General features: G+C 65.7%; 10 protein-coding genes and 1 riboswitch. Of the genes, 9 read left to right on the top strand and 1 reads right to left on the bottom strand.

Annotated features, from left to right (window positions below):
- The 5 genes from QZ378_RS05115 to QZ378_RS05135 all read left to right on the top strand — a co-directional run bounded on the left by QZ378_RS05115 (nucleotide 1) and on the right by QZ378_RS05135 (nucleotide 6291).
- Nucleotides 1–744, top strand: a complete 744-nt coding sequence (locus tag QZ378_RS05115) for an ABC transporter ATP-binding protein (protein WP_291257525.1) — start codon at nucleotides 1–3, stop codon at nucleotides 742–744.
- The gene (locus QZ378_RS05120) at nucleotides 741–1931 is read left to right on the top strand and encodes an ABC transporter permease (protein ID WP_291257526.1); all 1191 of its coding nucleotides are present in this window, start codon (nucleotides 741–743) and stop codon (nucleotides 1929–1931) included. The genes QZ378_RS05115 and QZ378_RS05120 overlap by 4 nt, the downstream gene beginning before the upstream one ends.
- 21 nt (nucleotides 1932–1952) lie before the next feature.
- On the top strand, nucleotides 1953–3818 hold the full coding sequence (locus tag QZ378_RS05125; protein ID WP_291257527.1) for an S-layer homology domain-containing protein: 1866 nt from the start codon (nucleotides 1953–1955) through the stop codon (nucleotides 3816–3818).
- Between the two features lie 423 nt (nucleotides 3819–4241).
- The gene (locus QZ378_RS05130; protein ID WP_291257528.1) at nucleotides 4242–4790 is read left to right on the top strand and encodes a sigma-70 family RNA polymerase sigma factor; all 549 of its coding nucleotides are present in this window, start codon (nucleotides 4242–4244) and stop codon (nucleotides 4788–4790) included.
- Complete coding sequence (locus tag QZ378_RS05135; RefSeq protein ID WP_291257529.1) at nucleotides 4783–6291, top strand: hypothetical protein; 1509 nt, start codon at nucleotides 4783–4785, stop codon at nucleotides 6289–6291. The genes QZ378_RS05130 and QZ378_RS05135 overlap by 8 nt, the downstream gene beginning before the upstream one ends.
- Nucleotides 6292–6426: 135 nt before the next feature.
- On the opposite strand, the gene QZ378_RS05140 is transcribed toward QZ378_RS05135, so the two are convergent.
- Entirely contained in the window at nucleotides 6427–6864 is a 438-nt protein-coding gene (locus QZ378_RS05140; RefSeq protein ID WP_291257530.1) for a MerR family transcriptional regulator, read from the bottom strand.
- Nucleotides 6865–7294: 430 nt separating this feature from the next.
- A riboswitch (cobalamin riboswitch) is annotated at nucleotides 7295–7489 on the top strand.
- 132 nt (nucleotides 7490–7621) lie between these two features.
- On the opposite strand from QZ378_RS05140, the gene QZ378_RS05145 reads away from it, so the two are divergent.
- The 4 genes from QZ378_RS05145 to QZ378_RS05160 are packed head-to-tail and all read left to right on the top strand — an operon-like array spanning nucleotide 7622 to nucleotide 10845.
- Nucleotides 7622–8659, top strand: a complete 1038-nt coding sequence (locus QZ378_RS05145; protein WP_291257531.1) for an ABC transporter substrate-binding protein — start codon at nucleotides 7622–7624, stop codon at nucleotides 8657–8659.
- Between the two features lie 6 nt (nucleotides 8660–8665).
- On the top strand, nucleotides 8666–9733 hold the full coding sequence (locus QZ378_RS05150; protein WP_291257532.1) for an iron ABC transporter permease: 1068 nt from the start codon (nucleotides 8666–8668) through the stop codon (nucleotides 9731–9733).
- Complete coding sequence (locus QZ378_RS05155) at nucleotides 9733–10512, top strand: ABC transporter ATP-binding protein (protein WP_291257533.1); 780 nt, start codon at nucleotides 9733–9735, stop codon at nucleotides 10510–10512. The genes QZ378_RS05150 and QZ378_RS05155 overlap by 1 nt, the downstream gene beginning before the upstream one ends.
- Nucleotides 10513–10542: 30 nt before the next feature.
- Complete coding sequence (locus tag QZ378_RS05160) at nucleotides 10543–10845, top strand: hypothetical protein (protein ID WP_191378630.1); 303 nt, start codon at nucleotides 10543–10545, stop codon at nucleotides 10843–10845.
- Nucleotides 10846–11118 lie beyond the last annotated feature (273 nt).

The raw sequence follows: 11118 nt of genomic DNA on the forward strand, positions 1-11118 counted from the left end.
ATGAAGGCGCTCATTGAATTCAAGGACGTGTGCAAGTACTACTACATGGGGGACACGGTGGTGAAGGCCGCCGACGGCATCTCCTTCCAGATCTACAAGGGGGAGTTTGTGGCCATCGTGGGCCAGTCCGGCTCCGGCAAGTCCACCTGCATGAACATCATCGGCTGCCTGGACGTGCCCACCGCCGGCACCTACCTGCTGGACGGCCGGGACGTGGGCCAGATGAACAAGAACGAGCTGGCGGAGATCCGCAACGAGCTGCTGGGCTTCATCTTCCAGCAGTACAACCTGCTGCCCAAGCTCAACGTGGCGGAGAACGTGGAGGTCCCCCTGATGTACGCCGGCGTCCCCCGGGGGGAGCGGCGGGAGCGGGCCATGGTGGCCCTGGACATGGTGGGACTGAGGGACAAGTGCCGCCACAAGCCCTCCGAGCTCTCCGGCGGCCAGCAGCAGCGGGTGTCCATCGCCCGGGCCCTGGCGGGGGAGCCGTCGGTGATCCTGGCCGACGAGCCCACCGGCGCCCTGGACTCCCGCACCGGGCGGGAGGTGCTGGGCATCATCCAGCAGCTCCACGCCGCGGGGAACACGGTGGTGCTCATCACCCACGACAACTCCATCGCCGTCCAGGCCCAGCGCATCATCCGCCTGGAGGACGGCCACGTGATCTACGACGGCCCCGCCGACGCCCCCGAGGCGGTGGTGACGCCCCGGGCCGCCGGCACGGAGGGGGGTGCGGCGTCTTGAGCATCCTGGAATCCTTCTCCCTGGCCGTCAAGAACATCCTCTCCAGCAAGACCCGCACCCTGCTGACCATGCTGGGCATCATCATCGGCGTGGCGGCGGTGATCGTCATCGTGGGCCTGGGCAACGGCCTGGAGCAGTATATGACCGACAGCTTCTCCGGCCTGGGCACCAACACCCTCACCGTCTCCGTCTCCTCCCGGGGCTCCACCCGCAGCCTCAGCGTGGACGAGATGTACGACATCGTGGAGGAGAACAGCGACTATCTGGATCTGTGCTCCCCCACGGTGACCATGCTGGGGCTGGCCAAGGTGGGCTCTGAGACCCTGGACTCCACCACCGTCCAGGGGGTCAGCGAGGACTACCTGGACATCGCCGGGGTGGAGGTGTCCTCCGGCCGGGGCCTGCAGTACAGCGACATGGCCACCCGCGCCAAGGTGTGCGTCATCGGCGCCTACATCGACCGGGCCTACTTCGGCGGCAGCGCCGTGGGGCAGACCATGCGGATATACGGGACGACCTTCACCATCGTGGGAGTGCTGGCCCAGCAGGATGAGGATCTGGAGGAGGGGGGCAGCGACGACTGCATCTACCTGCCCTACACCACCGCCTCCCGCATCTCCGGCGAGGTAAGCAGCTATGTGATCACCATGAAGGACGAGAACTACATCGACCAGAGCGTGGCCGCCCTGGAGAACGCCCTCTATGAGGTCTTTTCCAGCGACGACTACTACACCGTCACCAGCATGGCGGAGATGGTGGAGACCATGACCAGCATGATCAACATCCTGGTGGGGGTGCTGGCGGGCATCGCGGCCATCTCCCTGGTGGTGGGCGGCATCGGCATCATGAACATCATGCTGGTGTCCGTCACCGAGCGCACCCGGGAGATCGGCATCCGCAAGGCCCTGGGGGCCAAGGAGCGGTACATTATGCAGCAGTTCGTCATCGAGGCGGCCTGCACCAGCGCCTTGGGCGGGATCTTCGGCATCCTGTTCGGCTATCTGCTCTCCGCCGCGGCCTCCCAGGTGGTCACCCGCCTCATGGAGGAGACCCTGGCGGAGGCCCCCACCCTGGCGGCGGTGGCCCTGGCCTTCGGCATCTCGGTGGGCATCGGCATCCTGTTCGGCTACCTGCCCGCCAAGAAGGCCGCCGTCCTCAACCCCATCGACGCGCTGCACTACGACTAAACGACGAAAGGCGTGACCATTTTGAAACTGCGATTTCTTTCGCTGCTTACCGCCCTGTGCCTGGCCCTGTCCCTGGCGGGGCCGGCCCTGGCAGCAGACGCGGACACCCGGCTGGAGACCATCCGGGCCCTGGGCATCCTGTCCGGCGACGAGAGCGGAAACCTGAACCTGAGCAGCCCGGTGACCCGGGCGGAATTTGTGAAGATGATGACCGCCGCCTCCACCTACCAGGACGCGGTGGGCACCGGACAGGGGGCCTCCCTGTTCACCGACGTGAAGAGCGGCTACTGGGCCAACGGCTATATCCAGCTGGCGGTGGAGCAGGAGTGGGTCACCGGCTACGTGGACGGCTCCTTCCGCCCCGGCAGCTCCATCACTCTGGAGGAGGCCTGCACCGCCCTGCTGCGCCTGCTGGGCTTTGACTCGGGCAGCCTGAGCGGCTCCTTCCCCGAGGCCCAGCTGTCCAAGGCCCGCTCCCTGGGCCTGCTGGATGATCTGGATGTGTCTCAGGGGGAGACCCTGACCCGGCAGGACTGCGTCACCCTGTTCTACAACCTGCTGGTCAGTGAAAACAGCGAGGGCACCGTCTACGGCACCACCCTGGGCTACACCGTCACCAACGGGGAGGTGGACTACTCCACCCTGGTCACCGCCGACACCAAGGGCTCCTACGTGGCGGACTCCGGCTCCCTGAGCCTGCCTTTCTCCACCAGCGGCATCACGGTCTACCGCAACGGCACGGCCTCCGAGCTGTCGGCGGTGCAGCAGTACGACGTGTACTACTACAACGAGAACCTGCGCACCGTGTGGATCTACAGCGACCGGGTCACCGGCACCCTCACCGCCGTCTCCCCCGGCACGACGGCCCCCACCTCCGTCACCGTGGCGGGGGGCACCTATGAGCTGGGCACCTCCACCGCCGTCTATCAGTTCTCCAGCCAGGGGGACTTCTCCGCCGGCGACACCGTCACCCTGCTGCTGGGCATGAACGGCGAGGTGGTGCAGGCCGTCTCCGCCGCCGAGGCCGATATGACCTATTACGGCGTGGTGCTCTCCAGCACCAAGGGCGCCGCCGACGGCTCCACCACCAGTGAGGAGAGCACCAGCGTCCAGACCACCACGGTGGTGGCCTGCACCGACGGCACCCAGCGCACCTTCTACCACAGCGGCTCGGCCTACTCCGCCGGGCGGGTGGTGTCGGTGACCATAGAGGACGGCGCCACCCGCCTGCGGACCCTGAGCTCCAGGGGGCTGGAGGGCGACGTATCCCGGGACGGGAGCAGCCTGGGCAGCTATGACTTCGCCGATGACGTGGAGATCCTGGACGTGGACGACGAGGGCGGCTACGCCCGCATCTACCCCGACCGGCTGGCCGGCGCCGAGCTGGAGTCCGACGACGTGAGCTACTACTCCCTCAATGAGCTGGGGGAGATCGACCGCCTGATTCTCAACCAGGTCACCGGCGACACCTATACCTATGCCTTCCTGGTGGACGGCGAGGTGAACTCCGAAAATCTGGAGATTTCCGCCTCCTACACCTATCTGCTGGACGGGGAGACCTATACCGTCAGCGGCACCACCAACTATAATATCACCCACGGGGGCATCGCCCTCATCTACAACAACGGCAGCATCAGCAGCATCCGCCAGTTGGAGTCCGTCACCCTGAGCCAGCTCTCCGACCTGTACGCCATGGCGGGGAACAAGAAATACATGCTGGCCGACGACATGGAGGTGCTGCTCAAGGACAGCAGCAGCTCCAACACCTACTACGTGACCACCCTGTCCGAGATCAATGACGAGGACTACCGCCTCACCGGCTGGTACGACGATCTGAACTGCGCCGCCGGCGGCCGCATCCGCATTCTGGTGGCGGTGCCGAAGTAAGTGCGGCATGCGGGCAGGACGCGCCTCACAGCAGATAACTGCCGCCCGAACCGAACCAATCGGACAGGCCGGAGGGGGAATCCCCCTCCGGCCTTAGGCTGTCGATAAACCCTCCGGCCGAAGGATTCGGAGGGAGGGATAGTGTGAAAGGCTGCCCCGCAGGGCGTTTCGGAGCGCAACCGCCGCAGTGCGGCGGCACTTGGCGCGGAGATGAACCGTCAGGGTTCCCTTTCGCGTTGGATCAAACAACTTTTTGAAACTTCAAAAAGTTTAGCAGCGTGTCGAAAAGACTTTTTCGGCACGCTGAGGCCGGAGGGGGAACCCCCCTCCGGCCTGTCCGGTTTCAAATTTTCCCCCTGCCGGCATGGGATCCGCCCCGTTCAGCGTGTATAATCATATAGGAAGGAAGAAAGGGGGAGGCCCATGGACGACCGGGAGCTGGTGGAGCTGCTGGTGCGGCGGGAGGAGCGGGGCGCGGACGAGCTGCTGCGCTGCTACGGCCCCATGCTGCGCTATATCATCGCGCCCATTCTGCCCGATCCCCGGGAGCGGGAGGAGTGCCTGAACGACGTGGTCATGCGGGCCTGGGACCGGATCGGGCAGTATGACCGGGGGCGGGGCGGATTCCCGGCCTGGCTGTCCTCGGTGGCCCGGAACACGGCGAGGAACCGCCTGCGCGCCGGGGAGGGGCGCGGCGGACGGGAGCTTCCGGAGCTGTCCCCCGACGCCCCCGACCCCTCCCCCGGCCCGGAGGAGCTGATGCTGCGGAAGGAGCGGCTGCGGCGGCTCCGGGAGGTCATTGACGGGCTGGGCGGTATGGAGCGGGAGCTGCTGTACCGGAAATACTACTACCTCCAGTCCACCGCCCAGATGGCGGCGGAGCTGGGGCTGACCCCGCGGGGGGTGGAGGGCCGGCTGCACCGGCTCCGCCGCCGCCTGCGGAAGGAGCTGGGAGGTGAGCTGGATGGGTGACGACCGGGAATTTGACCGGATGCTGGAGGAGGAGCTGACCGCGCTGCCCCTGCCCGACGATACGGTGGCGGAGGTGAACCCCTGGCGGCGGGCCATGGTGCGCATCGTGTGGGGAACCGGCCTGACCACCCTGACCCTGAACTTCTGGTACCTGAACTACCTGCTCCCCGCCGTGGGAGTGGTGCTGCTGTTCCTGGGGTTCCGCACCCTGCGGCGGGAAAACCGCTGGTTTGCCCTCTGCTGGGGGCTGAGCCTGCTGAATCTGGCCTCCTTTTATGTGGGACGGGTGATGGACGCCACCATCTGGGCCCGGGATCTCCCGCCCCTGGGGGTAGCGCTGGCCCTGCTGGGCCTGGTGCGGAGCTTCTGCCTGTGGCGGGGGATCCGGGCGGTGCGCCGGTGTGCCGGGCAGGAGGACAGGGCCGGGGCGGCGGCGGCCCTGCTGGCGTTCCAGTGCGCCCTGGTGGCCCTGGGCCTGCTGGGCGGGGGGAATCTCCAGCTCCAGGGGCTGTTCTTCGTGGCGGTTTTTCTGGGGCTCTACATCTGCATCATGCGCAGCCTGGCGAAGCTGCCCGCCCTGCTGGACGGGGCGGGCTACGTGGTGCGGGCCGCCGGGGCGCGCCTGTCCGAGCGGGTCGTGTGGATCGCCTGGGCGGTTCTCCTGACGGCGGGCATCCTGCTGGCGGGGACGGTGTTCTGCCGCTACCCCATGGAGTGGAGCCCGGTGGAGGCCGGAGAACAGCGGGAGCTGGAGGAGATCCGGGACAGCTTGCTGGCGCTGGGGATGCCGGAGCAGGTGGCGGAGGATCTGGCGCCCGGGGATCTGGCCCTGCTGGAGGGGGCCCTCAGCGTGACCGTCGAGGTACGCGAGGAGCCCTTCAACGACGGGCGGGAGGAGCGCAGCGTCTCAGGGAGAACCATCCACGTCCAAACCGTCTACGACGTGCGGGAGCTGCGCCTGAGCGACATCGCCGTGGAGCTGCCGGGCGGGCGCTGGCGCATCATCCACCACTTCCTCTGGCAGGCGGAGCCCGGGCTGCGGACCACCGAGTGCATCAGCCTGTGGCCCACCACCCGGGACGGCTTCGACGGCTGGCGGCAGGAGGGGGAGGTGACCGGCCGGCTGCTCTTCGACTGGCAGGGAACCACCTATGAAGGGGACTACTACAGCATCTCCACGGAGCCGTACACCACCAACTCTTTCTTCTGGGGGGAGAGCCAGAGCACCGACCCCACCGCCGTCTTCTCCCTGCCGCGGCGGGGGGAGCGCTGCCGGGGCTATCTGACCTACGGCGTGGAGACGGTGGAGGAGGGGTGGCTCCTGGACTCCTGGAGCAACTACACCCACCAGGTCAAATGGCTGAACTACCCCGCCATGACCGCCCAGGAGTACGACAGATCCGGGATCTGGAACGGCTTCGGCGCCTTCCACACCGCCCAGACCGCCATCCAGTTCTACCCGGCATCCGAGACGGAGAAGGGGAGCTATCAGACTCGGTGACCGGAAGACGGCCGCCAATCGGACAGCAGGGGCACTCCCGCTGCTGCGGGAGTGCCCCTGCTGGAGTCTCTGCAATTCATCCAATGACAGACGGCGCTGTGTGCGGGCGCGCCCAGCCGCCCAGCCCTTCCGGGCTCACGACCGCGCATCGTCATAGAGCTTCTGAATCTCCGCCGGCAGGTGATCCGGCATCATCCGGGTGACCCGCTCCTCGCTGCCGTCCTGAAGGGCCTGCTCATAATACCAGCATTTGAAGCGGATCATGGACAGGGTCTTTTCCATTTGGCGCAGCTGCTGCTCCACCACCCGGCGCTGGCGCTCAAACAGCTCCCTGCGCTTTCCATAGGTTCCGCTGCCCTCGCAGCACCACTGCATGAACTGCCGGATGTCCTTGATCTCCAGCCCGGATTTTTTCAGGCAGTCGATGACCCGCAGGGCCTCCAGCTCCGCGTCGCCGAAGCGTCGGATGCCGGATGCCCGTTCCAGCCCGGGGAAGAGCCCCTCCTTGTCGTAATACCGAAGGGTGGAGACGGGGATATGAAACATCTCAGAGACCTGTCCGATTGTATACATCTTTTAAGCTCCTGAAAAAGTCTTGACCTGAAGTCAGATTTAGATCTTGTGAACCATTCTATCAGAGAACCGGCGGTCTGTCAAACCGGCGTTGCGGAGCGCCTTCTCTCAGAATGAAATCGAGCGGGGAAGCGCGAGGTTAAAGCCGGCAGAACCTTCTCCCGCCCAAGCATGGGACAGCAGATGCTGGTGATAAAGGGGAGAATCCTGCTCCCAGGATGGCGACGGCAGCCGACTCCCAACTGACCTTGTCTATCTGGCCGCAGGACATCTTCGACCGGCCAAAGGTGGAATCCTGCCTGATGAGATTTTTCCGCGCCCCGGTGGAGGAGCAAATGCCCGAGACGGTAGGCACAGCCAGTGGGGAGCCATATGCCGTCCCACCCCATCTCTTGACAAGTGCAGGCGGATGGATTAGAATGAAGCCACAATCAATCAGAACCCACCAAGTGCCCAGCTTCCGCTGGGGTAATAGGGAATCGGGTGCAAATCCCGAGCGATCCGGTCACTGTGAACGGGGAGTGAGCCGCAGCAATGCCATTGCCCCGCCGTCAAGGCGGGGTGAGAAGGCGCGGTAAGCGCAGATCCGTGAGCCAGGAAACCTGCTTGGAACGGGTGGATAGGTATCTTCCGCAGAAAGAGACCTGTCCAGCGTTGTCGTATCCAGACAGCCCTGGAAGTCCGCTTTCTCCGGAAAGCGGACTTTTTGTTTTGCTTTCCGGGCGGTGAGATCATATTTTCAGAAGGAGGATTTCCCATGAAACGCAGTATGTTATCCCTTGCGCTGGCCCTGATTCTCTCCCTGGCCGCCTGCTCCGGCGGGACCCCGTCGGAGACCCAGATCCCCGCCGCGGAGACCACCCCCGCCCAGGCGGAAGAGACCACCGGCTCCGACAGCCACTACCTGGTGACCATCACCAGCTACGACTACGCCGGCAACCCGGTGGAGTACACCTATGAGAAGGCCCCGGAGCGGGTACTCTGTGTCTACCAGGGCTGCATCGAGACCATGATCGCCCTGGGGCTGGAGGACCACGTGCTGGCCTCCTACGGCCTGGACAACGAGGTCAAGGACGAGTGGAAGGACGGCTTCGCACAGATGAACTATGACGAGACCGTCTTTGCTCCCGACAAGGAGACCGTCACCCTGCTGGAGCCCGACATGATCTTCTCCTGGGGCTCCTACTTCAGCGACGAGAAGCTGGGCGACGTGTACGAGTGGAACGACAAGGGCGTGGGCACCTACATCAACTCCAACACCGCCCGGGGCGGCTCCCGCACCCTGGAGAATGAGTACACCGACATTCTCAACATCGGCAGGATCTTCGACGTGGAGGAGAAGGCCCAGGCCCTGGTGGACGAGATGCAGGCCCAGGTGGCCCACACCCTGGCCGCCGCCGAGGGCCACGACCCCGTCCGTGTGGCGGTGGTGGAGCCCATCAGCGGCACCATCACCAACTACGGCGCCGACACCCTGGCCGGCGACATGGTCACCGCCCTGGGGGGCGAGCTGGCTAAGCCCGAGGGCAGCGACATGGGCAAGGAGGATCTGGTGGCCTGTGATCCCGACGTGATCTTCGTGGTCTACATGGCCTACTCCGGCGACGATCCCGAGAGCGTCATGACCCAGCAGCTCTCCCTGATCCAGGACGACCCAGCCTTTGCCAGTCTCTCCGCAGTCCAGAGCGGAAACATCCACCTGATCATGCTGGGGGACATGTACGCCAGCGGCCCCCGCACCATCGACGGGCTGCGGACGCTGGCCCAGGGCATGTACCCAGATCTGGAGCTGTAAGCCGCCATGAGAAAGAACGCCCTGTCCGGCCGCGGGCCGGCCTATCTGGCGGTGTGCCTGGTTCTGCTGGCCCTGCTGGTCCTGTCGGTGCTGGCGGCGGTGAGCTTCGGCACCATGACCATCCCCATTGGGGATGTGTACCGGGTCATTCTCCATGAGCTCTTCGGCCTGGGCGATCCGGCGGTGTGGGGCAGCGGCGGCGTCCACGACGTGGTGTGGCTCATCCGCCTGCCCCGGCTGATCCTGGCCATCGGGGTGGGCATGGGCCTGTCGGTGTGCGGCGTGGTCATGCAGGCCATCGTCAAAAATCCCCTGGCCGACCCCTATGTGCTGGGCGTGTCCTCCGGAGCCTACCTGGGGGCCACCCTGGCCATGCTGCTGGGCCTGGGCACCATCCTGGGCGGGAGCGCCATGGGCGTGCTGGGCTGCGCCGGGGCCTTCCTGGTGTCGCTGGCGGTGGTGGGGCTGGCCAACCTGGGCGGCCGGGCCAACGCAGTGAAGCTGCTGCTGGCCGGTTCCGCCCTGAGCGCCGTGTGCTCCGGCTTCTCCAACCTGTTTATCTTCATCCTCAACGACGACCACGCCGCCTCCGCCGTGGTGCAGTGGTCCATGGGAAGCCTGGCCGGGGCCGACTGGCAGAGCAACGGGGTGATCCTCCCCGTGGTGCTGGCGGGCACCCTCTTTTTCTGGACCCAGTACCGCAATCTGAACCTGATGCTGCTGGGGGACGAGTCGGCGGTCACCCTGGGCACCGATCTGCACCGCTGGCGGCTGGTCTACCTGCTGGTGTCCGCCCTGCTGGTGGGGTTCGTGGTGTACAAGGCGGGGCTGATCGGCTTCGTGGGCCTGCTCATCCCCCACGTGGTGCGGATGGTGTTCGGCACCGACCACAAAAAGCTGCTCCCCCTGTCCGCCCTGCTGGGGGCCATCTTCCTGATCTGGGCCGATGTGCTCTGCCGGGTGGTGCTGCCGGGCAACGAGCTGCCCATCGGCGTCCTCACCTCCCTGGTGGGCGCGCCGGTGTTCGTCTACCTGATGGCCCGGAAGAAATACGGCTTTGGAGGTGGGGACTGATGGACATCCGCGTGGAGGCGCTCCAGGCCGTGCTGGGGGGAACCCAGATTCTCCGGGACGTGGAGCTCCAGGTGGGTCAGCGGGAGCTGGTGGGGGTCATCGGCCCCAACGGCAGCGGCAAGAGCACCCTGCTCAAGTGCATCTACCGGGTGCTCAAGCCCACGGGCGGGGCGGTCTACCTGGACGGGAAGGACCTGGAGGACTACAGCTTCAAGCAGTCCGCCCGGCGGGTGGCGGTGGTGGCCCAGCACAACTACTACAATTTCGACTTCACCGTCCAGGACGTGGTGCTCATGGGCCGGGCCCCCCACAAGCGGGCCCTGGAGCGGGACAACGCCAGGGACTACCAGCTGGTGGCCCAGGCCCTGGAGACGGTGGGCATGGCCGCCTTTGCCGGTCGGTCCTTCTCCACCCTGTCCGGCGGGGAGCAGCAGCGGGTGATCCTGGCCCGGGCCCTGGCCCAGGACACCCCCTGCCTGATTCTGGACGAGCCCACCAACCACCTGGACATCAAATACCAGCTCCAGCTCATGGACATCGTCAAGGGCCTGGACCGGACGGTGGTCGCCGCCATCCACGATCTGAACATCGCCGCCATGTACTGCGACCGGCTCTACGCCCTCAAGGACGGGGAGATCGTGGCCGTGGGCACCCCAGGGGAGGTGCTCACCCCGGACTTCATCCGGCGGGTGTATGAGGTGGACGCCAGAACCTTTACCGATGAGACCGGCCAGCTCCACATCCTGTACCACCCGGCCCGCCGGGCGGCGGGGCGCTGAGCGTGGCCAGCATACAGAAGGGAGAATTCCATGGCCAAAGAGACCCGGCATCCCTTCCGCCGCCGGGCAGAGCGTCCCAGCCGCCGCCAAAGCGGAGTGGGCGCCCGGATTCCGTCCCACCAGCTCACCCCATCCCAGCGGCTCCAGCTGGAGGCGCTGGACGCCCTCTGCGGCCGGCTGGGACGCACGCCCCTGCGGGAGGAGCTGCCTCCCTGTCTGCGGATAGGATTGGCAGACGCCTTCGGCTCCCTGCGCAGCGCGTTCCTCCAGCTGGACCGGCACCCCCTTTCCCGGCAGGAGGTGCGCCTTATCCGACAGAAGAATTTGAGCTGACAGAGGCGATCCGGCCGCAGGTATGGCCTGCGGAAAGGGAGCTTTGACATAGGAAACGGCGGACAACAAAAGGGCCCCCGGCTCCGGATAAACCGGAGCCGGGGGCCTTGTGTTGCTGGCACCAAAGGCAACCCCCGGCTAAGCCGGGGGTAAAAAAGTAGCTTATAGCGAGGAGGAAAGTAGAAAAAGAAAAAACTCCCTGATAAGGTAGAAGTGGTTTGCCGACCACACAACTACGATAACAGGGAGGTCTTCATCGTGAAAGACAAAGAC

This window comes from Flavonifractor sp., from assembly GCF_019422385.1.
Taxonomy (GTDB): domain Bacteria; phylum Bacillota; class Clostridia; order Oscillospirales; family Oscillospiraceae; genus Flavonifractor; species Flavonifractor avistercoris.

Coding starts and splice junctions, on each gene's coding strand:
- QZ378_RS05150 (WP_291257532.1), top strand. CDS start 8,666: ATGAGAAAGAACGCCCTGTCCGGCCGCGGGCCGGCCTATCTGGCGGTG.
- QZ378_RS05145 (WP_291257531.1), top strand. CDS start 7,622: ATGAAACGCAGTATGTTATCCCTTGCGCTGGCCCTGATTCTCTCCCTG.
- QZ378_RS05140 (WP_291257530.1), bottom strand. CDS start 6,864: ATGTATACAATCGGACAGGTCTCTGAGATGTTTCATATCCCCGTCTCC.
- QZ378_RS05160 (WP_191378630.1), top strand. CDS start 10,543: ATGGCCAAAGAGACCCGGCATCCCTTCCGCCGCCGGGCAGAGCGTCCC.
- QZ378_RS05155 (WP_291257533.1), top strand. CDS start 9,733: ATGGACATCCGCGTGGAGGCGCTCCAGGCCGTGCTGGGGGGAACCCAG.
- QZ378_RS05115 (WP_291257525.1), top strand. CDS start 1: ATGAAGGCGCTCATTGAATTCAAGGACGTGTGCAAGTACTACTACATG.
- QZ378_RS05130 (WP_291257528.1), top strand. CDS start 4,242: ATGGACGACCGGGAGCTGGTGGAGCTGCTGGTGCGGCGGGAGGAGCGG.
- QZ378_RS05135 (WP_291257529.1), top strand. CDS start 4,783: ATGGGTGACGACCGGGAATTTGACCGGATGCTGGAGGAGGAGCTGACC.